The sequence below is a fragment of the Chloroflexia bacterium SDU3-3 genome (assembly GCA_009268125.1).
In the GTDB taxonomy this organism is placed as follows: Bacteria; Chloroflexota; Chloroflexia; order Chloroflexales; family Roseiflexaceae; genus SDU3-3.
In genome coordinates this window covers 72,715-98,525 of sequence record WBOU01000013.1, presented here as the reverse complement: position 1 = coordinate 98,525, position 25,811 = coordinate 72,715, and the positions used below count along the sequence as shown (strand labels likewise).

Sequence of the window (25,811 nt, the reverse complement as noted above, 5' to 3'; positions counted from 1 at the left end):
CTGCGGGCGGTGTGTGTTTTCTAGAGCTGGTCGAGGTCGCTCTGGAGCACGTAGTATTTTTTGCCGTTTGGCATGCTGAGGATCTGGTACTCGCCGGTTGGCGTCATCTCCTCAACCCGCGTGCCCTCGATATAGAGCTTGCCATTGCGATCCTTCTTCACCAGCACCTGCCCGACGCGCTGCCTCGGCTGCATCGGCAGCCGATAGATGGGAAGCGGCTTCCCAGCCATAGAGTTCTCCTCGGTGGTATCGATACTATCCTCGTATTGTACCATCTTGGCGCTGGCCCGCCGCGCCCCTGGCTAGGCCGCTGCCGACTCGGGGGTGCGCTCGCGCGCGATCGGGATGCGCATCTCGATGATCACACCCGGGCCATCCTCGCGGTTGCGCATATTGCAGCTGCCGCCCACGCTCCACAGCAGCGATGCGATCATCGGCAGCCCCAGCCCCATGCCCGAGACCTCGCCGGTGAAGTATTTCTCGCCCTGGTAGTAGGGCACCCACACCTGGCTGAGCTGCTCGGGTGAGAGCGTGGTGCCATTGTCGCGTACCTGGATCAGCACATTGTTGCCCGACCCGCGCAGCGCCATGATCTCGATGGTCGGCTCGTGGCTGGGGTGAAACTTCTTCGCGTTCTCGAGCAGCTCGCGCAGGATGAGATCGAGCCCCTGCGGATGAACAGGCAGCTGCACATCCTCCAGCCCCGGCTGGTATGCTACCGAGATCGCCCCGAACTGCTCGCTGTTGTTCAGCTCCTGCACCAGATTCTCGATCAGCCTGAGCGGACACTTGCCGGCCTGCCGCACGATGCCTGGGATGCTGATGTACTGAAGGATATCCTCGATCGAGCTGCGCAGGCGCTCCGCACCGTCGGCCACCATCTGGCTGAACTCGGCGATCTCGTCTGGCGACATGTTCTTGGCGTGCTGGCCGAGGATCTGCAGGCTGCTGATGCCGATAAACGGTGTGCGCAGCTTGTGCGTCACCATGCTGTGGAATTTCCACATGTCGCGCTGGTAGTTCACCTGCGATGTGACGTTGCGCAGGCGGATCAGGCGCTGCCCATCGCTGCCGTTAGGGAAGTCGTGCGAGTCGATCTCAAGCCAGAAGGTCTGGGTTGCGTTTGTCTCGGGGTGGATGAGGTAGAGCGGCCTGCCTGCCAGATCGCCGCTCTTGTTGCGCCACTGCTCCCAGGCGTCGCGTGGCTCGCAGACATACTGCTTCTCGATTAGCTGGAAGAAGTCGCCGGACACCATCTCGCCCTGCGCCAGCCCCAGGTAGCGCCGCGCCTGCGGGTTGGCGTACACCAGCCGGGCGTGGTTGTTGATCACCAGGTAGCCCTCATCGGTGTGCTCCACCACCCACTCAAAGCGCGCGCGCTCGGCCATGATGCGGCGGTGGCGGTTGAGCCGTGTGATTGTGTTCACGCGGGTGCGCAGCTCTACCCGGTCGAACGGCTTGCCGATGTAGTCGTCGGCACCGGCCTCGATCCCGCGCACCCGCGACTCGCGGTCATCCAGCGCGGTGATCATAATCACCGGGATGTCGGCTAGGTGCACATTGTTGCGCAGCCGCCGACAGACCTCATAGCCATCCATGTGTGGCATCATCACATCGAGCAGAATGAGATCGGGCATCAGGGTTGCGGCCTGCGCCAGGGCTTCCTGCCCATTGGCGGCGAAGGCCAGCTGATATCCATGATGCCGCAGCAGCCCCTCAAGGGTGGCCCTCCCAATGGGCTCATCGTCCACAATCAGGACGATGCTAGGCTGTTCCATGGTTCTTTCCTTCCTGGTAGGTGCTAAGGATGTGCTCGATCGTGCTGACAAGCTCGCGCAGGCTCACCGGCTTGCTGAGGTAGGCGTTGGCACCGGCGGCCAGGCTTGTCTCGCGGTCGCTCGGCATCGCTAGCGCAGTCAGTGCGATGATCGGCAGTTGGTATTTGTCCAGCTGCTGCCGGATAGTTCTGATAATATCTAGCCCATTGCTTTTGGGCATCTGGATGTCCATCAAGATAAGCGATATGCTCTGGCTGAGGTGGGTGTAGATCTCGGTCTCATTTCTTGCAACGACGATATGGAAACCCTTCTGCCGTAGGTAGTCGCTAAAGGTAAGGATGTTGATCTCGTTATCATCGGCGATCAGGATGGTGCGCTTGTGCGCTGTGTGGCGCGCTGGGGCGGCTGGCTTGCCCTCGATCAGCGCTAGCTCGTGAGGATTTTCGCTGCCAAGTGGGTGCCATGGCAGCGTGATGGTAAACTGGCTACCCTTACCAGGCTCGCTGGCCACCTGGATGCTGCCGCCGTGCAGGTCGACCATGCGCGCCACCAGCACCAGCCCTAGCCCGGTGCCCTCATATTGCCGCGAGAGCTTGCTGTCGAGCTGGGTGAAGGGCTGAAATAGCCGCCCAAGATCCTCCTTTGCAATGCCGATCCCGGTGTCCCAGATGCGAAACTGGATGGTGTCGTCCTCGGTGTTGGTGGTCACGTGCAGCCCGATGCTGCGATCCTCGGGGGTGAATTTGACCGCGTTGCCCAGCAGGTTGACCAAGATCTGCTTGAGCCGCCGCTCGTCGGCATACATAATGGTTGCGGCGGGGTCGATGCAGGTTTCGACGTGGATCCTTTTCTGCACTGCCGACTGTCGGATCATCCGCAGGCTCATCTCGCAGACGCGCGGGATCTCGATCTGGTGGCGTTCGATCGTGAGCATGCCGGCCTCGATCTTCGAGAGGTCGAGGATGTCGTTGATCAGGGCCAGCAGGTGCCGCCCGCTCTCGATGATGATCTGCAGCGCCTGATTCTGATCAGCGATCAGCGGGCCATACACCTCTTCCTGAAGCGATTCGGAAAGGCCCAGGATGCCGTTTAGCGGGGTGCGCAGCTCGTGCGACATGTTGGCCAAGAACTCGTCTTTGAGGCGGGCGGCGCGCGCCAGCTCGATGTTGGCGCGGCGCAGGTCGGCGGTGCGCTCCTCCACGCGCATGGCCAGCAGCTGTCGCTCCTCCTCTAGGGCCAGCTCCACACGCTTGCGCTCGCTGATATCGCGCGATACGGCGATCAGCGCGGCGGCCTGGTTGCTTTCGGGGTGGCGGATGACCCGCGTGGTGGTCTCCAGCCAGATGTAGCTACCATCGCTGCGCCGGAACCGCATGCTGATGCTGTAGTTGTTCACTTTGTCCAGCAGCTCGGTGGTGAAGTGGGTGATAGTGCGCACGTCGTCGGGGTGGATGAAATCGCGCATATTGCGGCCAAGCAGCGCATTTGGCAGGTAGCCGAGCGTGGTGGCCGAGGCGGGCGAGACATAGAGGTAGGTTCCATCGGGGCTGTGCCGCGAGATGACATCGGTGGCGTACTCGGTGAGCAGGCGGTAGGTGGTCTCGCGCTCGCGCAGGCGGCCCTCGGTGCGCATGCGCTCGGCGATCTCGCGCTCAAGCTCTTGGTTGATCTCCTCAAGCTCGATCGTGCGCTGCAGCACGCGCTGCTCTAGCTCGTTGTAGAGCTTCACATTCTCAATGGCCAGCGATGCGAGCTGGGCGAAGCGATCGATGAGCTCGAGCTCGGACTGGTAGAAGGTATGCTCTGTCTCGGCGTAGGCGATGGTAAACACGCCGATCATGGCGCCATGCGAGGTCAGCGGGACGCCGATCACCGTGTGGAGCTGCAGTGGGTCGAGCGTGGGCAGCCGATGCGCCCACCCGATATAGTCATACACCGTCAGCGCCTTGCCCAGATCCCACACCCGACCGCACAGCCCGGCCCCGCGCTCGATCTCGCCGCCCAGAATCTGGGTGAAGATGCCGCTGGCGGCCTCAAGCACCAGCTTGCTGCCCTCCGCATCGATCACAAAGAGGCCCCCGTCGGGCGTGCCGAGCAGCGCGGTGGCGCGGGTGACAATCTCTCTCAGCAGCGTCTTCTGATCGTGCTGGTTGAGCAGCCCGAACGTGGTGTGGTGCAGCGCCTCTAGGTAGCTGTTCTGCTGGATCAGCATGTTGCGCTCTTCGTCGCTCTGCTCGTAGGTGCTGCTGATCGCGGCGAACAGCGGTTTCCAGCGCTCCTCGATGTCGATGCTGCCCAGATGCGTGCGGATCTGCTCGATAAGTTGGCGGTGCATAGGCGGTTGTGCTGGGCTGCTAGTATCAGATATGCGTCGTGTTTGCATAGGCTGAACAATGAGAACTAGGATGCGCGCTCGGCCTGATCGAGGACTGCCTGCATCACGCAGTTTCGGCCCGCGTGCTTGGCATCGTAGAGCGCGCGATCGGCGGCGCTTACCAGCGTGGCGGCATCCGAGCGCTCGGGGAAGCTGGCGAACCCACAGCTGATGCTGGAGGAGAAGGCCATGTCATCGGCGTTCTGCCGCACCTGCGAGAAGCGCTCGCGGATCTCATCGAGCAGTTTGGCCGCGCCGACCGTGTCGGTATCGGGAAGGATGATCGCAAACTCCTCGCCGCCGTAGCGCCCGATGATGTCTGTCTTGCGCAGCCGCTGCTGCAGCAGCCGCGAGAGGCTTTTGATCACCTGATCGCCCACGACGTGCCCGTAGGTGTCGTTGACGCGCTTGAAGTGGTCGATGTCGATCATGGCGAAGGTGAGCGGGCGATCCTGGCGGGCCGCGCGGGCTAGCTCGCGCTTGAGGTGCTCTTTGGTGGTAGTGTGGTTGTACAGCCCGGTGAGGCTGTCGCGCACCATCGCCGAGCGCAGCAGCCTGGCCCGCTGTGCTCGGCTGGCGACCGCCGTCACAAGGTGGTCGAGCTGGATGGGCTTGGTGAGGAAGTCGTCACCGCCGCGCTTGAGCGCATCCATCTGGCGGTCGAGCTGGGTCTCTGCGGAGAGAAAGACGATCGGGATGCCAACGAATGTGGCCTGCTGGCGCAGCACGGTGGCTAGCTCGATGCCGGTGCAGCCCGGCATATACATGTCGAGCAGCAGCACATCGGGGTGGAACTCGCCGAGCGTGCTCATCACCCGCAGCGGGTTGGTGACGGTGGAGACCACCATGCCGGCCTGACGCAGCGTGGTGGCGTAGGTGGCGGCCAGCAGCGGCTGGTCGTCGATGATCAGAATGCGGTATGGTTCCATCTCGCGGGCGGCGGTGAAGGTGTCGAGGGTGTCGATCAGCGCGCCTAGGTCGATCGGTTTGGTGAGAAAGGCGACCCCGCCGGCCCGCACGGCCTTGAGCCGTGTGGCGAAGTCGTCGCTAGTGGCGGTGAACAGCAGCTGCAGGTGCTGTGAGGTGTTGAGGTTCTGCCAGCTGTTGATAAACGAGATGTCGCTGATGATCGCCGAGTGTGCGGTGGTGCCGATATGATCGATCGCCGCCTCGGCGCTGCTGAAGATGTCCACGCTGTAGCCGTAGTTGGCGATCTGCCGGGCGATGTCGTCGCTGGTGAGCGGGTCGGGGTCGCAGATCACAATCCGCCGTACGTCGTGGGGGAAGCGCGGCACGGCGGGCGATTCGTTGGGGATGGCGGGCGTGCTGGCTGGCTCGGATGGGAGCTTGGCCAGCACGGCGCGCAGGTCGTTGAGCAGCGCCGAGATATAGTTGAGCTGGGTCTGGGTGGCGCTGATCTTACTTTCCAGGATGCTCTGGATGTAGCGGTCGAGCCGCCCAGCTGTCTCGCTGATGGTGCTGAACCCATAGGTCGCCCCCGACCCCGCCAGCCCATGGGCGGTGAGCCGCAGCTGCTCGAGATCTTCGATCGGGTACTGTCCGCTCTGCAAGTTCTGCAGGTGCAGGTCAAGCTCGGCGGATGTTTTCCACAGCTGTTCGATATACGCTCGCCGGAGGGCTCGAAGGCGTTCTTCAAAAAGGAGATTGGTTGCATCCACGGTCATGGTATTCTCCCGCGCATATCTTGGTGCAGTCTGGGCCTGCTCTTTGCCGATCTGTCAGAGCGCGCCTGCGGTTGGGAATGCTTGGTGCTACATACTATTGTTGGGCGGTGGCGGCCTGCAAAGGGCGTGCTATGCTGTGTATCATACTCACGGATAGGCTGCTGGTGTGAGCAGAATTGCGCCGGATTGATGACAAACTGTGGGGCAAATATCGTGCTACTATAGGCCGTGACGTTTATCTGGCGGGCTGGTGCCCGCCATTGGTGTGTTGCGGAGGAATGGTATGGCTGTCGTATTTGGGCGAGATATCTGCGGCGATGTGGCGCAGGCCAGCGAGCGTGAGTGGCTGGTGACCAATGGCATCGGCGGGTTTGCGATGGGGACGATCTCGGGCGAGCTGACCCGGCGCTACCATGGCCTGCTGATCGCCGCGCTGCACCCGCCGTTGGGCCGCACGCTGCTGGCTGCAAAGCTTGATGAGATGGCGCTCTATGCCGATTCTTCCTATGATCTGAGCACAAATCGCTGGGTGGGCGGGCTTGGCGCTGCCGGGCATCGCCTGATCGAGCGCTTTTCGCTTGATGGCAGGATTGCGGTGTGGCGCTATGCGCTGGCCGACGCGCTGCTTGAGAAGCGCGTCTGGATGCAGCAGGATGCCAACACGACCTATGTGCGCTATACGCTGCGCCGTGGGTCGGGGCCGCTGGCGCTGCGGCTGGCCGCGCTGGTCACGCACCGCGACTACCACGGCTTCACCCGGGCGCGGCTGCTGGGCCTGGCCGTGGATGCGGTGCCCCACGGCCTGCGTGTGCAGGGAGATGCGGCGCATGGGCCGTTTTACCTGCTGAGCGATGGCGCGGCGGCCCAGCCGGTGTCCGAGTGGCGGCGCGGGCTGTGGTATGCGGCGGAGGCCGACCGTGGCCAGGAGCCGATGGAGGATCTGCTGCACGCGGGTGACTTCAGCGCGACGCTGCGGGCGGGCGAGTCGCTGACGATGGTGCTGAGCACCGAGGCCGCGCCCTCGCTAGATGGGGCGGCGGCGCTGGCCGAACGCCAGGCCTATGAGCGCGGGATCGTGGCGGCCAGCCCCGGCGCTGCCGCCGATGTGGCGCTGGCCGAGCTGACCTTGGCCGCCGACCAGTTCGTGGTGCGCCGCCCGCTGGCGGACGACGCCGAGGGCCGCAGCGTGATCGCGGGCTACCCGTGGTTCAGCGACTGGGGCCGCGATACCATGATCGCGCTGCCGGGGCTGACGCTGGCTACTGGCAGGCCCGAAGTGGCGTCGCGTATCCTGCGCACCTTTGCCCGCTTTGTCGACCAGGGCATGATCCCGAACCGCTTCCCCGACGCGGGCGAGGTGCCCGAGTACAACACCGTGGACGCCACTCTGTGGTATGTGGAGGCCATCCGCGCTTACCATGAGGCCACCGGCGATGACGCGCTGCTGCGCGATTTGCTCCCGGCGGTGGAGGAGATCATCGCGTGGCACCGACGGGGCACGCGCTACCAGATCCACGTCGACCCCACCGATGGTCTGATCTACGCGGGTGAGCCGGGTGTGCAGCTCACGTGGATGGACGCCAAGTTTTTGGACTGGGTGGTGACGCCGCGTATCGGCAAGCCGGTGGAGATTAACGCGCTGTGGTACAACACGCTGCTCGCTGCGGCGGGGTTTGCGCGCGCGCTTGGGCGCGATGCCGCCGCCTACGAGGTCGATGCCGAGCGGGTGCGGGCCAGCTTTGGGCGCTTCTGGAACGCTGCGGGGGGATGCTGCTACGATGTGATCGATGGGCCAGATGGCGTCGACCCCAGCGTTCGCCCGAACCAGATCTTCGCGGTCTCGCTGCCGCACTCGCCGCTGGATGCGGGGAAGCAGCGGGCGGTGGTGGATGCCTGCGCCCGCGAGCTGGTGACCTCGCACGGGCTGCGCAGCCTCACGCCGAGCGATGCGGCGTATGTGGGCGGCTATCGCGGTAACCTGGAGCTGCGCGATGGCAGCTACCACCAGGGCGCGGTGTGGGGCTGGCTGATCGGGCCGTTTGTGCGGGCGCACCTGCGGGCCTACGGCGATGCGGCTACGGCGCGCAGCTTCCTAGAGCCAATGGTCGGCCACCTGCTGCACGGCGGCGGGGTGGGCAGCATTAGCGAGATCTTCGATGGGGATGCGCCCCACGCGCCGCGCGGCTGCCCGCAGCAGGCATGGAGCGTGGCCGAGGTGCTGCGGGCTTGGCGCGAGACGGCTGCCTAGCCTCCTCGGGCGGCGGGGCAAGCGCGCCCCGCCGCTAGGCTATGGCCTCGCGCACTACGTCGCGGTAGTAGGTTTCGCCCGCGCAGCTCTGGCAGAGCGTCTGGGCGCCGCGCAGCACCTCGCGGCTGTTGATGATCTCCTCGCCGCACGTGTCGCAGCTGACCCGCACGCCGGGGCGCGCGATGATCTGGGCCAGCGGCAGCGTGACCTCGACCGGCGTGGCGCACAGCAGCACGCTGTCGGGCAGGGTCTGGTAGGCGTCGCGCTGGGCGTGCCAGCGGCTCTTGGCGTGGGGCAGGGCCTGGGCGGCGGCGGCGCGGGCGTGCGGGCTGGGCGCGATGCGCACGGCCTGGTTGGTTCGGGTGTCGACAAAGGTCGCGGCGACCTTGCCGTAGTCGATCAGGCGCATGGTGCGGTGGCCCATCCAGCATCCCGTGGCCACTGCCACACCATCGGCGAAGCAGCCGTCGGTCTCCACAAAGGCCAGCAGCCGCTTGTCTTCCTGGGGCAGATAGAGGCCCAGCAGCTCGGCGGCGCACATGCCGATGCGCACGCCCAGCACCTGGCGCGGGCAGATATGGCGGTGCATCGGCAGCAGCTGTGCCAGTATGTCGTCGAGCGATAGGGTTGGGGTCATGATCTCACCTATCTGGGTGGCGGGGGCGGTGCGCCCGCCCCCGCCGTGGCCGCTAGCCCAGGTTCAGCACCAGCAGCTTTGGCTCGGTCATGTCCTCGATCGCGTAGCGCAGGCCCTCGCGGCCCATGCCGGAGTCCTTCACGCCGCCGTAGGGCATGGGGTCGAGCCGCCATGTGGGCACGTCGTTCACCATCACGCCGCCCACATCCAGCGTCTCGAAGGCCTGGAAGGCTCGCCCGATATCGCGGGTGAACACGCCCGCCTGCAGGCCGAAGGCGCTCTGGTTGACCCGCGCTAGCGCATCGTCGAAGTCGGTGTAGGTCTGCACGGTCACCAGGGGCGCGAAGGCCTCCTGGCTGTTGACCATCATACCAGGGGCGGTGTTGATCAGCACGGTTGGCTCCAGTGCGCGCCCGTGGAAGCCGCCGCCGGTAAGCACCTGCGCGCCGCCCTTGCGCGCCTCATCCAGAAGCCCTGCGACCCGCCCAGCCGCCGCCTCGTCGATCAGCGCCGAGAGGTCGCTCTGCTCGTCGAGCGGGTGTCCGATTTTCAGATCTTGCACCAGCGGCACGAAGGCATCCAGAAAGGTCTGGTAGACCGAGTCGTGCACGAAAATGCGCTGCACGCTGATGCAGGACTGGCCCGCGTAGGAGTAGCCGCCGGTGGCGCAGCGGGCGGCGGCCAGGGCCAGATCGGCATCTAGGTGGACGACGCACGCGGCGTTGCCGCCCAGCTCCAGCGTCACCTTCTTCTTACCCGCCCGCTGCTTCAGCGCCCAGCCCGCCGCCACCGATCCAGTGAAGGTGAGCAGCCGCAGCCGCTCGTCGTCGACAATCGGGGCGGCGTCGGCCACATCCAGCGGCAGCACGCTCAGCGCCTCGGCGGGCCACTCGGTGTTGGCGATGATTTTGGCCAGCCGCAGCGCGGTGATCGGGGCCTGCGGGGCGGGCTTGAGCACCACGGGGCAGCCTGCAGCGATGGCCGGGGCGAGCTTGTGGGCCACCTGGTTGAGCGGGAAGTTGAAGGGGGTGATCGCGCCGATCGGGCCGACCGGGAAGCGGCGCACGAAGCCCTGCCGCCCCTCGCCGCCGGGCGTGGCATCCATGCGCAGCGCCTCGTCGTGGCTGCGGCCCGCCTCGTCGGCGGCGGCCTCGAAGGTGAGGATGCTGCGCTGGATCTCGGCGCGGGCCTGGCGGATGGGCTTGGCGGCCTCCAGCGCGATGGTGCGGGCCATGTCCTCGGCCTGCTCGCCGAGCTGGCGTGCGATGCTGCGCAGGATGGCGGCGCGCTTGTGGGCGGGCAGTCTGCGGGTCTGTGCGAACGCACCCGCCGCCGCCGCGATGGCGCGCTCGACATCTGTGGCATCGGCGCGCTGCACGCTGCCGACCGGCTCGCCGTCGAATGGGCAGAAGATGGTGTAGGGGCGGCCCGAGCGCCACTCCCCCGCGAGATAGAACTGATAGTCGTCCACTGCGACCTCCGGTTGCTTTGTAGGTGACAAAATTATACCAGAGGCCGCAGGACGCGGCGGGCTATTTGTGGCGGCGCTTAGACCGCCGAGCGGTCGAGATTGGTATCTTCAAATGATGTCGGGTCTTCGATTGGCTCCAGATGGGTGAACACGGTGGTGCCCGGCAGGGCGGCGCGGATGTCGCGCTCGATCTGCTCGACGATATCGTGGCCCTGGCTCACCGTCCAGGTGTTCGGCACCAGAATGTGCATCGAGGTGAAGCGCCTCGCCCCGGCCATGCGCGTGCGCAGCGCGTGGTAGCCGATCTGCTGCTCGGCCACGTAGCGGTCGAGCACTGTGATGATCGCCTGGCGATCCTCGGCGGGCAACGCCGCATCCATCAGGCCATCCGCCGAGCTGCGCATGAGCTTCACGCCCGACCAGATGATGTTGAGCGCCACTAGCAGCGCGATGATCGGGTCGAGCCGCTCGATACCGGTGATGGTGACGAGCAGGATGCCCACCAGCACGCCGCCCGAGGTGTACACGTCGGTCATCAGGTGGTGCGACTCGCCCTCTAGCGCGATTGAGGAGTGGGTGCGGCTGGCGCGCAGCAGCACCTGGGCCACCACCAGATTCACCAGCGTGGCCGCCAGCGAGAGCGCCAGGCCCAGGCCCGCCGACTCAAGCGGCTGCGGGGCCAGCAGGCGCGGCACCGCGCTAGCGATGATACTGACCGCCGCGCCCACGATCATGATGCCCTCGGCGGCGCTGGAGAAGTACTCGGCCTTGGAGTGGCCGTAGGCGTGCTCTTCATCCGGCGGGCGCATAGCGATGCCCAGGATGATCAGGGTGAGAACGGCTGTCACGAGGTTGACCACCGACTCAAGCGCGTCGGAGAGCAGGCCGACCGAGCCGGTGACCATGTAGGCAGCAAATTTGATCGCGATGGTGATGACCGCCGCAGCGATCGAGAGCCACGCGAAGCGGGTGGGCGCAGGGGAGGATGGCTGCGGTGTGCGGGTGTGTGCTGTTGTCATCATAGTGCAAAAAAGACACAGCAGCACATGCGACAGAAATACGAGGGTGTTTCGGTCGGCATGTGCCGCTGTGAGTGTAAAAATCAACGCCTGCCACTATGATAGCAGGCGTCGTACCTTCTAGGCAAGAGGGAACAAAATATCCGATCTTGCTGCGCTAAATATTATGGCTGGCCAAAAAATCAGGAGCGGGCGGCCCAAAAACGCTTTACAGCCCAGCCACGATCACGCGCCCAGCCTCCAGCCGCTCCACCTGGGTCAGCACGGCGATCGGCGCATCGTGGGAGGCCATCTTGGCCCGGCCATCCTGGAACAGTTTTTCGACCAAGAAGCCCGCCGCCACCAGCTGCGCGCCCGCCTCGGCCACGATCTCGGCCAGGGCCACAGCGGTGCGGCCATTGGCCAGAAAATCATCGATCAGCGCCACGCGCGCGCCCGCCGGAAGATAGCGGGCCGAGATCACCAGGCGGTAGTCGCTGCCCTTGGTGGCCGAGGGCACGATCCGCGAGAGCGCGGGCATCTCGACGGTGGGCGCGTACTTTTTGGCGTAGACCATGGGCACATCCAGCGCGGTGGCCACCGAGAGCGCGGGCGCGATGCCGCTGGCCTCGGCGGTGAGGATGAGGTCGGGGGCGAAGGGCGCGATGCGGCGGGCCATCTCGCGGCCCAGGTCGGCCATGAACGACGGCTCGATGCGGTGGTTGAGGAAGTGGTCGATCTTCAGGATCTTGTCGTTGACGACGGTCGCCTCGTCGATCACGCGCTGGGCCAGGGGGGCGTAGGGCGCGACCAGCGCCGTCGATGCAAGAGCGGTCATGGGGTGTATCCTCGTGAGCGAGGGCGGGGCCAAACGCCCCGCCGACTTGAGTTCATGGCTACGGGCGGACAAATGGCTGGCCGAGCGCCGACGGGGCAGGCATGCTCAGCCGCGCGATCAACCAGTGGATGGGGCGGCGCACCGGTGTGGGCAGGCCCGCCACCCAGCGCCCGACGGCGGGGTTGGTCAGGCCGTTCACCAGCGCCAGCACAAAGATCATCAGCGCGAACGGCGCGACCTGGTAGACCTGGGTGGGGATGCTGGCCAGCAGGCCGCCAAACGCTGTGGGCGGGTCGCTCTGCCAGCGGCTGGCCAGCGTCTGCAGCGCGCCGAACAGGTAGCAGCCCAGCGCGATCCGCCAGGGGTTCCAGCCGCCGAAGATCACGATCGCCAGCACGATCCAGCCGATGCCCGCGATGTGGCGGTAGCTCCAGCCCTGCTTGAGATCGAGCGTGTAGGCCGCCCCGGCGATGCCGATCAGCATGCCCGCGCAGATCACCACCAGGTAGCGCAGCGGCGTCACCTGCGCGCCGCGCGCGAAGGCGGCCTGCGGTCGCTCGCCCAGCGAGCGCACCAGCACGCCGGGCCGCGTGCGCATCAGGAACCACCACATCAGCGGGATGAGCAGGAAGCTGCTGTAGATCACCGCGTCGTGGGTGAAGAGCAGCGGCCCCAGCACCGGGATGTCCGACAGCAGCGGGATGGGCGCGTGCGGCACCGTGGGGCCGATCTGGCGGTTGTAGGGCGAGCCGAGGAAGGATGAGAGATCGGTGCAGAGCAGCGAGAGCACGAAGCCCGCCGCGTTCTGCGACTGGCGCAGGCTCAGGCTCACGAAGCACAGGATGAGCGCCACCAGCCCGCCCAGCAGCGCCGCCGCCATGAAGCCCAGCCCCACGCTGCCGGTGTTGTAGGCCACCGCGAAGCCGACCATCCCGGCCAGCAGCATCTTGCCGTCGAGCGAGAGGTTCACCACCCCGGCGCGCTCGCTGATCATCTCGGCCAGAGCCGCGATCACCAGCGGCGAGGCGCTCGCCAGCACGGCGGCGGCATCGATAAGCAGTTGCGATGTGTCCATATTTCCCTATTTGAAGCTATTTTCTACTCATCACGCCGCGCCCGATCAGCGCGAACAGCACCAGCGCATCCTGCAACACGCCCGCGATGCTGCTGTCGGCCCCTAGCACCAGCGGCAGCTGGAGGCTGCCTGTGGCGAAGGCCGCGAACAGCACCACCACGGGCAGCGCCAGCAGCGATCGCGAGCCGATCAGCAGCACCACCAGCAGCGCCAGCAGGCCCAGCCCGCTAGAGACGGTGGGGATGAGCGCGTGGTAGACGCCCAGCACCTGGATCGCGCCCGCCATGCCTGCCAGCGCCCCGCAGAGCGCCAGCGCCTGGAACATGCGCAGCGTCACCGGCGTGCCCATGCGCTCCGCCGCGCTGGCGTTCAGGCCGGTGGCGCGCACCGAAAGCCCCCAGCGGCTGCGGGTGAGCAGGAACCACACCAGCCCCAGCGCCAGCAGCGCCAGCACCGGCGCGGCGGGGGCCAGCCGCAGCGCGCTGATGGTGGGCAGCCACACATCCTTGGGCAGCTGGTCGGTGCTGACCACCGAGATGCTGCCCGCCTTGCGCCACGGCCCGGCGATCATAAACATCAGCACACCGGTGGCTAGGAAGTTCAGGCCCAGGCCCGCGAAGATCTCGCTCACGCGCCCGTAGCGCTTCAGCAGCGCGGCCACCAAGGCCCACAGCGCGCCGCCCAGCGCGCCCGCCGCAAAGCTGGCGGCCCACAGCAGGGCTGGCGGCGCGCCCGGCATGGCCCGCAGCGCGCCGTAGGCGAATACCGCGCCCAGGCCGATCTGGCCCTCGACGCCCAGGTTGTAGAGGCCCGCGCTGAAGGTGACGGCCAGCCCCGCCGCGCACAGCAGCAGCGGCGCGGCAACCATCACGGTGTCGGCTAGGCGCGGCGGGGTCGAGGCCCAGCCGGTGAGGATGAGCTGGTAGCTTTCGAGCACGGGCGTGCCCGAGGCCAGCAGCACCAGCGTGGTGAAGATCAGCGCGCCGCCGATGGCGATCAGCAGGAACAGCGCGCCGGAGCGCCACTGGGGTTTAGGGGATGCAGATGAAGTTGTCACGCTTGGGCCTCCGCCGGGCTGGCCGCGCCCTGCGCGGCGCTGAACCCGTGGTCGTCAAATCCAATGCCGCCGATCAGCTCGGCGAGCCGCGCAAAGTCGAGCGATGCGCGCGGCAGCAGCGGCGAGAGCTTTCCCGCAAAAAACACCAGCACAAAGTCGCTATTTTCGAGAATTTCATCCAGATCTGCCGATGCGAACACCACCGATGCGCCCTGGGTGCGGCGGGCGTGCATCTTCTCCCACACCACCTGCGATGAGGCCACATCCAGGCCGCGCGTAGGCTGATCCAGCAGGATGCCGCGCGCATCCGGTGGCACCAGGGCCAGCATGGCTCGCTGCTGGTTGCCGCCCGAGAGCGATGCGATCGGCGTGCTGGGCGTGGCCTTGATGTTGTACGAGGCGATCGCCTCCTGCGCCGACTCCAGCGCGGCCTGTGGGTTGAGCAGCCGCTCGCTGGCGGGGCGCAGCAGCGCGAAGTGCTCCTGGAGCGAGAACGAGCCGATCACGCCGTCGCTCAGGCGGTCGGCGGGCAAATACTCCACCCCGGCATCGCGGAACCGCCGCATGGCCGCGCCGGTCAGGTCGGTGCCGCCGACCGTGATGGTGCCGCCGGTGGGCGGCAGGCTGCCGGCCAGCAGCCGCAGCAGCACCTGCTGCCCGCTGCCCTCCATGCCCGCCAGGCCCACCGACGCGCCCGCCGGGATGTCGAGGCTGACGCCGCGCAGCCGCACCACACCCTCGCGGGCTTTCAGATCGCGCAGCTGCCAGGTGGGCGGGGCATCGCCGCTGGCGGTCGCGCGCTCGGGCAGGGCCTCGGCGTGCTGCGGGCCTGCGCTGCCGAACATCAGGTCGAGCAGGGTGGCCTGGGGCTGGGGCATGGCCATCTGGCCAGCGCCCACCAGCTTCCCAGCCCGCAGCACGCTCACCGTGTCGCACAGCTCGGCCACCTCATCTAGCTTGTGCGAGACAAACAGCACCGTCGCGCCGTCGGCGGCCAGCCGCTTGAGCGCCGCGAACAGCGCCCGCGCCTGGGCCGCGCTGATGCCGGTGGTTGGCTCATCGAGGATGAGCAGCCGCGCGCCGCCCGCCAGCAGGCGCATGATCTCTAGCTGCTGGCGCTGGCCCACCGTCAGGCTGGCGATCTGGGCGTCGGGGTCGACGGCAAAACCAAAACGCGCCGCAAGCTCGGCCAGCTTGCGGCGCGCCTCGGTGCGGTTGCGCATCGCTAGGCGATGGCTGCCACAGTAGAAATTTTCGATCGCGGTAAACGCCGGGATGTCGAGCGGGTCTTGGTGCACCATGCCCACGCCCGCCTGGAGCGCCCTGGCAGGCGAGCCGAGCTGCGCGGCCCTGCCATCCAGCAGGATCTCGCCCGCGTCGGGCTTGAGGAAGCCTGAGAGCAGCTTCATCAGCGTACTTTTGCCCGCGCCATTTTCCCCCAGCACGCCGTGGATCTGCCCGGCGGCGAAGCTCAGGGTCAGCGAGTCGTTGGCGCGCAGCGGGCCGAAGGTCTTGGTCAGATTGCGGATCTCTACGTTCATGGTTTCTTTGGTCAGAAAGCTGATACGGCGGCGGGATGCTATGATGTACTCATCATACCACTCCGCCACCGTATCATACCGTCATGTCTGTCCTGCTACTTCGAGGTGCTCTGGCCCTTGATGCCTTCGAGCAGCTGCTGGGCGTACCAGATCTTCTGGTCGTCGGCCTTCTCGCCCGCCGCCAGGAAGGTGCTGCCATCCTGCCAGTTCAGCGGGCCGGTGTAGAGATCGATCTCGCCGCTGGTGAGCTTTTTGGTGAACTCGTCCAGCGTGGTCTTGTTCTCCGGGGTGAGCGCCGCGCCCTCGACAAAGCCGATCATGCTGGTGTCGGGGTTGTTGATATCGCTCGGGTCGGGGCCGATCCAGTCCCAGCTCTGCTTGAAGCTGCCGTCCTGCACGCTGGCCAGCACCTTGGTCAGCGAGGGGCCCCAGTTGAAGTAGGGTACGCCCAGGCAGGCGTCGGGGGCCTGGCTGCAGACATCCTTGAAGTCGTAGGGGATGGCGTAGACCTTTTTGCCCGCCTTGGTGGCCTTGTCGGCCTCCACCAGCGCCTCGGTGGTGTCGATGCCCGAGAGGATCACGTCGCTGCCGGCGTTGATGAAGTCGTTGGCGACCTTGGTCGGGTCGAGCGTCTGGCCTGGCAGGTTGAACCAGTAGCCGATCCAGGTCACGTCGAAGGCCAGCTCGCTGGCGGGCTTGCTGCGGTAGGTCTCCCAGCAGTACTTCGCGCCCAGGTAGACCGAGTTGGTCAGGCGCAGGGTCTCCGGGTCGATCAGCGGTCCGAGGTAGGAGATCTTGCCCGACTCGGTCTGGAGCGCGGCGGCGCAGCCAGCGATCATCTTGCCGAACTCCATGCGGCCCATCAGGTTGCCCATGTTCTCGGGCGCGGTGCCCTTCAGCACGGCGTCGCCGGAAAGGTGGATGAACTTCACATCCGGGTGGGCGGTGGCCGACTCGATCGTGCCGTCGCTGAACTCGGCGGAGTTGGTGATCACCAGCTTCGCGCCCTGGGCGATCAGCTCATCGACCACCTGCGGGATGGTCACGTTGGGCTTGTCGGCGGGGTTGACTTTGTCGATGTAGACCAGCTTGGAGCCGGTGATCTTGGCCTCGGCGTACTTCGCGCCCTCGTACACGGCCTGGTTCCAGCCGCCGTCGTTGATCGGGCCAACCAGCACGAGGCCGAAGGTGATCGCCTCGCCATTGCCGGTGGGTACTGCGCCGCTGGGGGAATTTGCTTCGCTGGTGGCTGCTGCGGTGGCCTCGGCGGTAGCCGCTGCCTCGGCGGTGGCTGCTGCGGTGGCCTCGGCGGTGGCTGCTGCCGTCACCGTCTCGGTGATGGCGGTGGCAGCCGTGGTGGCTGCGGCGGGCGCGGTGGCTGCGGGGGTGCTCGCGGGGGTGGTGCCACACGAGGCGAACAAGATCCCGCCGACGAGCACGCTCGCAAACTGAGAGATTCGCTTGCCGTTCATACTTCTCCTTCAAGAGTCTGACGGAAACACAAAAAACAACACACTGTGGCCTGGAAAACGGCCAACATCTGTGTCGGGCAGAAGCACGCGCTTGGTGCTAGGTTGTCTTCGCTCTGGGTCGAAAGTTAACGGCTTTTAATACGATATTTCGAGTATACGGCAAGCCCTACACACTGTCAAGGAATCCGCCCGCATGCGGAAAACCGGCTCTGCGGCGGTTGTTTTTTCCTTCGTGTCTTCGTGGTGGATCGGCTGTTTTGATCCTTGGAGCCTTGGTGGTAAAAACGTGCTGCCGAACGAGAACGCAGAAGCCCTGCTGCTGGCCTACCCATCGCTTGAAACCCTGCTTTATTCTCGGTACAATAGCGGGGAGCACGCTGCATGCCCAACCCCTGCTGCCTCGGCGATCGTATGCCGGGGCTTTGCCCATAGCGTGAAAACGAACCTAACCCGTAGATGCTGCGCGCGCCTTTTGCTCGCCCGCCGTAGTATCATCCTAGCAGCACATGCCAGCCTATTTTTTGGAGGTGAAGGCCCATGAGCATCCTTGAACTTCGCAGCAGATCCGTCGGCCCCTGGCCGATGAACACCTACGCCCTGGTCTGCCCCGAGACCCGCCAGAGCGCGCTGATCGACCCTGGGGCCGACCCCGAGGCGCTCATGCGGCTGCTGAGCGGCACCACGCCCACCCTGATCGTGCTGACCCACACCCACCCCGACCACGTGGGCGCGCTGGGCGAGATGCGCCGCCGCCTCGGTGTGCCGGTGCTCTCGCGGCGCGGCCCCTACATCCGCGATGTCGCGCCCGACCAGCTGGTGCTGCACGGCGAGCGGATCGCCATCGGCAGCGGGGCGGTGGCGGTGCACGAGACGCCGGGCCACACCGAGGACATGATCTGCCTGGCGGTCGAGGGTGGCGATGATGTGATCGTGGGCGACACCATCTTCAGCGGGGGGCCGGGGCGCACATGGTCCACCGAGGGCTTCCAGACCACCCTGCGCACCCTGCGGCAGGTGGTGCTGGCCTGGCCCGACACTGCGCGCTGCCACCCTGGCCACGGCGAGCCGTTCACGCTGGGCGACAGGCGCGCCGAGATCGAGAAGTTCCTCTCGCGCGACTACGGACGTTTCTTCGGCGATGCCACATGGCGCGGCCCAATGGCATAGTTTATGCTGCTAGTATGGGCATTTGGGTGTGGCAGCAGGAGGAAATTCCGATGAGCGTCTCAGTAAAGACTCTGGCAAATGTCGAGCGTGTGGTGGGCCTTCTGCGCGATAATCCAGGTTGCGCGCTGACCGTGCGCGAGGTGGCCGAGAGCATCGGCCTGAACGCCGATGAGGCCCGCGCCTATCTTGATGATCTTGCGGCGCACCGCCTAGCTATCAAAGAGGTGGCGGCGAATGGTGTGGGCCGCTACCTGTTCGCCAGCGCGTATCAGCGCGCCGCGCGCAGCTACGAGCGCTAGCGCTGCGGCGGGTTGTAGCCACTATCGGCACTCGCGACAGCAGCCTGATCGCCAAAAATACTGTGTTTATAGCGGTCGCCCGCTTGTCACCACAGCCCCGCTGAAATACGCTCTGGGTTCGCGCCAGCCGCACGCTGGCGCGATTATTTTTTGCAAGTTGTGCCTTCCCCACGCTTTGTTGTCGCTTCTGAACTCCAGATCGCACCGAATACCAGTACACTTGAGAGCCAAGCGGCCCCTCGCAGCGTGGCGTACCATTTTTGCAGTGGGCGCTATGTTTGCCATTGTTTGACGATGGTTGGGGCGATATGCACCTAATCGTTCATCGTCAGGAAGAGCAGCGACCAGGGATGAACCCATATATCCTGATAATCGACGCCGACGCTCAGGCGGCGAAGATAACCGGCGCAGTGATATCCCAGATTGCGTCAACTGTGGATCTGAAGATAGCGTCGAACATCCAGGACGGCTGGTCGCTGATGCAGCAACGCTGGCCCGACCTGCTGTTGATCGACCCGTCTCAGCACCAATCTCATGCGCTGAAGCTTATTCAGCGGATCAAGACAGTGAATCCGGCCACCCGCGTTGTGGTGATCGCCTCGATCCCCACTCCGGCGCTGCGTCGGCGGATGAGCGATCTCGCGGTGGAGCTGTATTTTGAGAAGCCCCTGCTGCTGCCCCTGTGCGAGGGCGAGCTGCGGGCGCTCATGCACACCGGCGAGCCAGACGCGCCGAGCGCGATGGCGGTGTCGATCGCTCGGTAAGAAAAGCTTCTTGGGTCCACGTGCCGCGCATGGCCACATGCGCGGCACATTTTTATTGAAGATAATCCCCATGATGCGTAAGAAACTTCTCTATCTATAGTGTCTTACTCAAATATAATAATTTAAGGCTTTGATATCGCTTTTTGACGAAGCAACTATCATCTATGATATGATAGGCGCATCACAGGAATAAGTGGAATGAGACTTTTTCTCACCCCTAATTCCTTTAACGGCGCGTTGTACTATCTTCACGCTGGAACGGTGGCGGATGGCGTATACTTAGGCCAAGCAAGCAAACGAACACCAACGTTCGTACCAAACGATGGCGGAGGTAGCCATGAGTGCTCCGGAATATGTTCGCAATCAGAAACTGATCAGCTGGGTTGAGGAAATCGCTCAGCTTGTTAAGCCCGACTCTGTCTACTGGTGCGATGGGTCGCAGAAGGAATACGATGCGATGTGCACCAAGCTGGTGGAGGCGGGCACCTTCATTAAGCTGAACGAGGCCAAGCGCCCCAACAGCTTCCTGGCCCGCTCGGACCCCGGCGATGTCGCTCGTGTCGAGGACCGCACCTTCATCTGCAGCATCTCGAAGGACGATGCCGGCCCCACGAACAACTGGGTCCACCCCAAGGAGATGAAGGAGACCCTGGCCAAGCTGTTCGACGGCGCGATGAAGGGTCGCACGATGTATGTCATCCCCTTCTGCATGGGCCCGCTCGGCTCGCCGATCGCCCAGTACGGCGTTGAGATCAGCGACTCGCCCTATGTGGTGGTGAACATGCGGATTATGACCCGCATGGGCAAGCAGGTGCACGAGTACCTGAACAATGGCTTCGACTTCGTGCCCTGCGTGCACTCGGTCGGCGCTCCGCTGGAGACCGGCGCGAAGGATGTGGCCTGGCCCTGCAACAAGGACCAGAAGTACATCGTGCACTTCCCCGAGGAGCGCTCGATCTGGTCGTACGGCTCGGGCTACGGCGGCAACGCGCTGCTGGGCAAGAAGTGCTTCGCGCTGCGCATCGCCTCGACGATGGCCCGCGACGAGGGCTGGCTGGCCGAGCACATGCTCATCCTTGGCGTCGAGGATCCCCAGGGCGAGAAGACCTACGTGGCCGCCGCCTTCCCCTCGGCCTGTGGCAAGACCAACTTCGCGATGCTCATCCCGCCCCCCGCGTTTACCGACGAGGGCTGGAAGGTCACGACCGTCGGCGACGACATCGCCTGGATCAAGCCCGGCGAGGATGGCACGCTGCGCGCCATCAACCCCGAGAGCGGCTACTTCGGCGTCGCGCCTGGCACCTCGTATGAGACCAACCCGAACGCGATGGAGTCGGCCAAGTCGAACACCATCTTCACCAACGTCGGCCTGACCGATGACGGCGACGTGTGGTGGGAGGGCATGACCAAGAACCCACCCGCGCACCTGATCGACTGGACCGGCCAGGACTGGACTCCGGACTGCGGCCGCAAGGCGGCGCACCCGAACGCCCGCTTCACGGCCCCGGCCAGCCAGTGCCCCTCGATCGACCCGGCCTGGGAAGACCCGGCGGGCGTGCCCGTCCAGGCCTTCATCTTCGGTGGCCGCCGCTCGACCCTGATGCCGCTGGTGTACCAGGCCTTCAACTGGACCTACGGCGTCTACCTGGCCGCCACGATGGGCTCGGAGATGACGGCTGCTGCGGCTGGCACGATCGGCCAGGTTCGCCGCGACCCGATGGCGATGCTGCCCTTCTGTGGCTACCACATGGGTGACTACTTCAACCACTGGCTGCAGTTTGGCCGCACCGTGGCCAACCCGCCCCGCATCTTCGGCGTGAACTGGTTCCGCAAGGATGAGAACGGCAAGTTCCTGTGGCCGGGCTTCGGCGACAACATGCGCGTGCTGAAGTGGGTGGTCGAGCGCGCCCGTGGCCGCGCGGTCTCGACCGAGGGCCCGATCGGCTGGATGCCCCGCTACTGCGACCTCGACTGGCGCGGGATGGAGGACTTCTCTGCGGAGCGCTTCCACGAGCTGATGTCGGTGGACCGCGAGGAGTGGGTGCAGGAGCTGCTGCTCCACGAGGAGCTGTTCACCAAGATGTTTGACCGGCTGCCGAAGGAGATGGTCTTCGTTCGCCAGCTGATCCTCTCGAACCTCTGGCGCACGCCCGAGCACTGGGAGATCTAGTCGGTAGCGCCTATCGCTCGCGGTAGGCGGCAGGGCGGCGGTGGCATTGCCACCGCCGCCCTTTTGTGCGCCGCGCGGGGCGCTTGGCAGAAGCAAGCCGCACAACGACTCCTAACGGATTATTCATTTTCATTGACTTATGCGATCACTTGCAGTATCATCGCCCTGCATCCGAAGCTACTACACACGTACGTTTTCTACCGCGAAGCGCCCAGCTGGCGCGGGCAGAAAGCGGGCTGCGTAGGCGGCCATGTGGAATGGCACCCTGTTCTGATAAAGGTCGGGCATCATGGAAATCGACACATCCACTCCGAACGCAGGGCGAATCTACGACTACTTCCTAGGCGGAACCAACAACTTCGAGGCCGACCGTGTGGCCGCCGAGCAGCTGCTGCGGCTCATGCCATCCAGCCGCAGCGGCGCGCGGCTCAACCGCTGGTTCATGTACGACGCCGCCGCCCGCCTGGCTGACACCGGGCTGGGCTGCCTGATCGACCTAGCCAGCGGACTGCCGACGGTGGGCTACATCCACGATCTGGTACCCACGGCCCGCGTGCTCTACAACGACCACGACCCAGTGATCGTGGCCTATGGGCGCGAGATCATCGGCGACAACCCGCTGGTGCGCTACATCCAGTCGAATCTGACCGACATCGCAGGCATTCTGGATGCTGCGGATGAGCACTTCGGCGGCGAGCGGCGGGTGGGCATCAGCTTCATCGGCGTTGCCTACTTCTTCGATCTGCCGGTGCTGCGCGATATTCTGGGCGCGCTCTACCGTTGGTGCGCCCCCGGCTCGAAGCTGGCCATCTCGTGGCTGGCGGGCGAGCCAGCCGATGTGGCGCGCTTCGCATCCAGCTCGTTTGCGGCTATGTACCGCCAGCTGGGCTCGCCGGTGCAGCCGCGCACGCTCGACGAGGTGCGCGAGCTGCTGGGGCCGTGGCAGATCGAGCAGCCCGGCATCATCCCGCTGAGCGAGTGGAATGGCGTGGCGCAGTGGCGCGGCGATGAGGCAGGCCAGGAGGAGTCGCCGCTGGATCTGTACGGCGTGATTGTGACGAAGGTATGACCATGCAGACAGCCGATTTCTACCCCGCTGTGCAGCAGGCCATGCACGCCCGCGCGCTGGACAACCGAGGCACGCTGCACCCCGCGCTGCTGCGCCGCCTGGGCGAGCAGCTGGCCGACTATCTGCTGACGCCCGAGGCCGACGCGCGGGCTATGGCGCAGCAGTTCGCCGCATCGGGGCTGGCGCTCTCGTCGCTGCTGGCTGGGGCCGAGGCACTGCAGGCCGCCCTGCTGGATGCTGGCCACGCTGCCGAGGCCCGCCACGTGATCGGCCAGCTCTCGCCGCTGATGCTGGCCATGAACGACGCGGCGATCGCCCTGGTGCTGCGCGAGCAGGAGCAGATCCGCGCCGCAGCCGCCCGCGCCGCCGAGGAGCGCCAGAGCGACCTGCTGCTGCGGCGCAGCGAGGCCGACCGCCTGGCGGTGCTGGTGAACGAGCTGTCGACGCCGATCATCCCGATCTATAGCGGCATCCTGGTGTTGCCCCTGATCGGCGCGATCGACAGCAACCGCGCAGGCGTGGTGATGGAGGCGCTGCTCACCAAGATCACCGAGCACAGCGCCGACGCAGTGATAATCGACATAACTGGCGTGGCGATCGTCGACACCTTTGTGGCGCAGTACCTGCTGCAGACCGCTCGGGCGGCCAGCCTGCTGGGCACCCTGGTGATCTTCACTGGCATCGGGGCCGAGATCGCGCAGACCATGGTGCAGATCGGCGTCGACCTCGATGGCGTGCTGACCCTGAGCGACCTAGAGGCGGGTATTGAGTACGCCCTGGGCAGCCTGCGCCTCGCCATCCAGCCCGCCTAGCGCAATCCCAAAGCCAAAAAGCAGCGCCCCAGCGGATTTCCGCCGGGGCGCTTGTGTGCCGGTCGGTCGATGGCCCGCTAGGGCTGCTCAAGCGTTGCGGCGCTTGGGTTGAGGCTGTTGCGGGCGATCACCACCTGCTTGGGCGCGTTGGGGCGGATGCGGGTCATCGCGGTGACGATGCCCATACCGGCGGCCACCGACATGGTAATCAGCAGGGCGCGCACCATGTCGGTGGTGCCCTCGGTATACTTGGCCTCGGCGAAGTTGAGGATGGCCCGGAACGAGAACACGCCGGGCACCAGCGGGATGAAGCCCGCGATGGTGAACATCGAGGTGGGGGCCTTGAAGATCATGGCCCACAGCTCGCTGATCAGCGCGATGCCGATGCCGGCCAGCAGCGCCGCCGCCTCAAGCGGGATGCCGCCCTTCTGCACGGCCACCCAGCGCACGCCCGTGGCCACCGAGCCGACCAGCCCGGCGAAGAAGATCCTGCGGCGCGGCACGTCGAACACGATGCCGAAGCCCGCCGCGCCGAACCCGCCCGCGATCAGCGTGGTGAGGATGGGCGGCATGCTGGATGTCTTGATCTCAAGCTTGAGGCCGGTGGTCATCTGGATGGTCAGCAGCACCAGCCAGATGCCGATGCTGATCGCAAAGATCGTGAGCAGCGCGATGGTGGAGCGCGCCATGCCCGCCAGGGTATCGCCGCGGAACAGGTCGGCGATCGAGCTGACCATCAGGATGCCGGGGATGGGCAGGATGCCGCCCGCCGCCACCGCCAGCGCCGGGTCGGCGTGGGGGGTGGGCAGCCAGGGCAGCAGCGCGCCGATGGCCTCGGCGTTCTGGTTCAGCAGCGTGGTGAACAGCAGCGCAAAGCATGTGACTGCGGCTGAGACGATGCCCGTCATCAGCAGCCGGTTGGCGTGGCGGTGGTTCAGCTCGGCGCGGATAAACTGCATCAGGAAGCCCGAGATAAACACCACCACGAACTCCCAGAAGCCGCAGCCGAACAGCACGCAGAAGCTCGCACCGGCCACGCCCACCGACACTGCGGTGAAGACCTTGCTGTACTCGCGGGGCTGCTTGGCGATCTCTTCCAGCCGCGCGGCCATCTGGGCGCGGTCGAACTTGCCATCCTCTAGCTCGTGCAGCGCCTCAAGCACGGCCTCGACGCGGCTGAGGTCGACGCCGTGGCCCACGATGCGCAGGATGCGCGTGCGGTGCTCGTCGTTGCTGTGGATGGTGACAAAGATGCCGGTGGGCGTCACGTGGGTGTCGAGGCTCTGCGCGCCGAGCGCGATGGCGGTGCGCCGCATGGTGTCTTCGACACGGGCGGTGTTGGCGCTGTTCTCCAGCAGCAGCTGGCCCGCGCGCAGCACGACGTTCAGGATGTCGCGCAGCTCGGCGCGGATCTGGCGCGTTCTAGCGTTTTCGTCGAGTAGTTCCTGCATAGGGGTTGTACGATCCTCGGATGATGTAGACTGAACCAACGAAGGGGGTAAAGCTGAGGATGGCGCTTGGGCGGGGTCGCTCGGGGCGTGCGCTATGTTGTCGGTAGAGCTTGTGGCCCCTATAGGTTGGCTCATAGCCTCATCACAACTTTCTAGCGGTGCGTTCTGCCGTGCCCACCACACAAAACAGCGCCGCCCCAGCACCCTTCCGAGGGCTTCTGTTCGCCCTCACAAGCTGCTGGCTGCGGCGCTGCCGGATATGCACTGGTGCTACCCGTGATTGATCAGGTCAATCACATCGCGCTCTTATGATAGTAGCCATCCTTATGGGACGTGGTAACCGGTTGCGCGCCGCGAGCGAGCGGCTGGAAGAGCAGCACTGGAACGGAAGAGCGCCGCAGCACCTGGGACGATATGCCCGAGGGCAAGAACGCCCGGAAGCCCTGCCGACCGTGGATGGCCATCGCGACGAAATCGGCATTGAGCTGCCGAATAGCGGTGATGATCTCCTCGGCTGGATCGCCGAACTGGGCGATCACGCGTACCTCGTACCCTGCTTGCTCCAGCATGCCCTTGAGCGCATGCTCCGAATCGATCAGACGCGCCCGCTCGCTCTCTTCCTCCTGGGTCGAGTAGATCGGGTGGTAGGCGCGCGATACGTCTTCAGCGCGTGTATATCCGTTGACTGGCCAGTGACTGCCGATCGGGCGAGGCGATGCCCCGATCAGCCCGTGCGGCATATGCCCCACCCGCAGCAGGATGAGCCTGCACTCTTCCGGCGCGAACCGGCGGAGTATGTGTGGTACGATCTCGCGGCTGAACTGCGAGCCGTCGAGTGGGATGAGCACGGTGTGTCGCTTCATTGAGACACCTCACTTCTGTGAAGGTTGGGGAGCGCCATTGCT

The 25,811-nt window shown here is 65.5% G+C and carries 21 protein-coding genes; 7 read left to right on the top strand and 14 right to left on the bottom strand.

Features of this window, described 5'->3' with window-relative positions; translation table 11 throughout:
- Positions 1-20: 20 nt before the first annotated feature.
- The 4 genes from F8S13_19735 to F8S13_19720 form a co-directional block, all read right to left on the bottom strand.
- Entirely contained in the window at positions 21-230 is a 210-nt protein-coding gene (locus tag F8S13_19735; GenBank protein KAB8141329.1) for a hypothetical protein, read from the bottom strand.
- A gap of 72 nt (positions 231-302) precedes the next feature.
- Positions 303-1,778 carry a response regulator gene (locus tag F8S13_19730; protein ID KAB8141328.1) on the bottom strand — a complete coding sequence of 492 codons (1,476 nt, stop codon included), beginning with the start codon at positions 1,776-1,778 and terminating at the stop codon, positions 303-305.
- Positions 1,765-4,161, bottom strand: a complete 2,397-nt coding sequence (locus tag F8S13_19725; GenBank protein KAB8141327.1) for a response regulator — start codon at positions 4,159-4,161, stop codon at positions 1,765-1,767. The genes F8S13_19730 and F8S13_19725 overlap by 14 nt, the downstream gene beginning before the upstream one ends.
- Before the next feature lie 17 nt (positions 4,162-4,178).
- A complete protein-coding gene (locus F8S13_19720) occupies positions 4,179-5,837 on the bottom strand; it encodes a diguanylate cyclase (GenBank protein KAB8141326.1) in 1,659 nt (552 codons plus the stop codon).
- A gap of 283 nt (positions 5,838-6,120) precedes the next feature.
- Here F8S13_19720 and F8S13_19715 point away from each other — a divergent pair, with 283 nt between their 5' ends.
- Positions 6,121-8,085: a glycogen debranching protein gene (locus F8S13_19715; protein ID KAB8141325.1), complete on the top strand. Its 1,965-nt coding sequence runs from the start codon at positions 6,121-6,123 to the stop codon at positions 8,083-8,085.
- Between the two features lie 34 nt (positions 8,086-8,119).
- Here F8S13_19715 and F8S13_19710 read toward each other — a convergent pair whose 3' ends face one another.
- The 8 genes from F8S13_19710 to F8S13_19675 all read right to left on the bottom strand — a co-directional run bounded on the left by F8S13_19710 (position 8,120) and on the right by F8S13_19675 (position 17,174).
- Positions 8,120-8,722: a formylmethanofuran dehydrogenase gene (locus F8S13_19710; GenBank protein KAB8141324.1), complete on the bottom strand. Its 603-nt coding sequence runs from the start codon at positions 8,720-8,722 to the stop codon at positions 8,120-8,122.
- A 52-nt stretch (positions 8,723-8,774) separates the two neighbouring features.
- Complete coding sequence (locus F8S13_19705) at positions 8,775-10,193, bottom strand: aldehyde dehydrogenase family protein (GenBank protein ID KAB8141323.1); 1,419 nt, start codon at positions 10,191-10,193, stop codon at positions 8,775-8,777.
- 77 nt (positions 10,194-10,270) lie between these two features.
- Entirely contained in the window at positions 10,271-11,212 is a 942-nt protein-coding gene (locus F8S13_19700; protein ID KAB8141322.1) for a cation transporter, read from the bottom strand.
- A gap of 208 nt (positions 11,213-11,420) precedes the next feature.
- On the bottom strand, positions 11,421-12,029 hold the full coding sequence (gene xpt / locus F8S13_19695; GenBank protein ID KAB8141321.1) for a xanthine phosphoribosyltransferase: 609 nt from the start codon (positions 12,027-12,029) through the stop codon (positions 11,421-11,423).
- 58 nt (positions 12,030-12,087) lie between these two features.
- Positions 12,088-13,104 carry an ABC transporter permease gene (locus F8S13_19690; protein ID KAB8141320.1) on the bottom strand — a complete coding sequence of 339 codons (1,017 nt, stop codon included), beginning with the start codon at positions 13,102-13,104 and terminating at the stop codon, positions 12,088-12,090.
- A gap of 16 nt (positions 13,105-13,120) precedes the next feature.
- Positions 13,121-14,161: an ABC transporter permease gene (locus F8S13_19685; protein ID KAB8141319.1), complete on the bottom strand. Its 1,041-nt coding sequence runs from the start codon at positions 14,159-14,161 to the stop codon at positions 13,121-13,123.
- On the bottom strand, positions 14,158-15,702 hold the full coding sequence (locus F8S13_19680) for an ATP-binding cassette domain-containing protein (GenBank protein ID KAB8141318.1): 1,545 nt from the start codon (positions 15,700-15,702) through the stop codon (positions 14,158-14,160). The genes F8S13_19685 and F8S13_19680 overlap by 4 nt, the downstream gene beginning before the upstream one ends.
- A gap of 95 nt (positions 15,703-15,797) precedes the next feature.
- Positions 15,798-17,174 (bottom strand): BMP family ABC transporter substrate-binding protein, encoded by a 1,377-nt coding sequence (locus tag F8S13_19675; protein ID KAB8141317.1) that lies wholly within the window; start codon positions 17,172-17,174, stop codon positions 15,798-15,800.
- Positions 17,175-17,711: 537 nt separating this feature from the next.
- On the opposite strand from F8S13_19675, the gene F8S13_19670 reads away from it, so the two are divergent.
- From F8S13_19670 to F8S13_19645, 6 genes are all read left to right on the top strand, one after another.
- Entirely contained in the window at positions 17,712-18,341 is a 630-nt protein-coding gene (locus tag F8S13_19670; protein ID KAB8141316.1) for an MBL fold metallo-hydrolase, read from the top strand.
- A 50-nt stretch (positions 18,342-18,391) separates the two neighbouring features.
- On the top strand, positions 18,392-18,640 hold the full coding sequence (locus tag F8S13_19665) for a hypothetical protein (protein ID KAB8141315.1): 249 nt from the start codon (positions 18,392-18,394) through the stop codon (positions 18,638-18,640).
- A gap of 278 nt (positions 18,641-18,918) precedes the next feature.
- Positions 18,919-19,404 carry a response regulator gene (locus F8S13_19660; GenBank protein ID KAB8141314.1) on the top strand — a complete coding sequence of 162 codons (486 nt, stop codon included), beginning with the start codon at positions 18,919-18,921 and terminating at the stop codon, positions 19,402-19,404.
- A gap of 322 nt (positions 19,405-19,726) precedes the next feature.
- Positions 19,727-21,574, top strand: coding sequence for a phosphoenolpyruvate carboxykinase (GTP) (locus F8S13_19655; protein KAB8141313.1), 1,848 nt, complete (start codon positions 19,727-19,729; stop codon positions 21,572-21,574).
- A gap of 289 nt (positions 21,575-21,863) precedes the next feature.
- On the top strand, positions 21,864-22,643 hold the full coding sequence (locus F8S13_19650; protein KAB8141312.1) for a hypothetical protein: 780 nt from the start codon (positions 21,864-21,866) through the stop codon (positions 22,641-22,643).
- A gap of 287 nt (positions 22,644-22,930) precedes the next feature.
- Positions 22,931-23,455 carry an STAS domain-containing protein gene (locus F8S13_19645; GenBank protein ID KAB8141399.1) on the top strand — a complete coding sequence of 175 codons (525 nt, stop codon included), beginning with the start codon at positions 22,931-22,933 and terminating at the stop codon, positions 23,453-23,455.
- A 77-nt stretch (positions 23,456-23,532) separates the two neighbouring features.
- Here the strand turns inward: F8S13_19645 and F8S13_19640 are convergent, their stop codons facing one another.
- Together F8S13_19640 and F8S13_19635 are read right to left on the bottom strand one after the other, a co-directional pair.
- Positions 23,533-25,041, bottom strand: a complete 1,509-nt coding sequence (locus F8S13_19640) for a threonine/serine exporter family protein (GenBank protein KAB8141311.1) — start codon at positions 25,039-25,041, stop codon at positions 23,533-23,535.
- Between the two features lie 158 nt (positions 25,042-25,199).
- Complete coding sequence (locus tag F8S13_19635; protein ID KAB8141310.1) at positions 25,200-25,769, bottom strand: universal stress protein; 570 nt, start codon at positions 25,767-25,769, stop codon at positions 25,200-25,202.
- Positions 25,770-25,811: the final 42 nt, after the last annotated feature.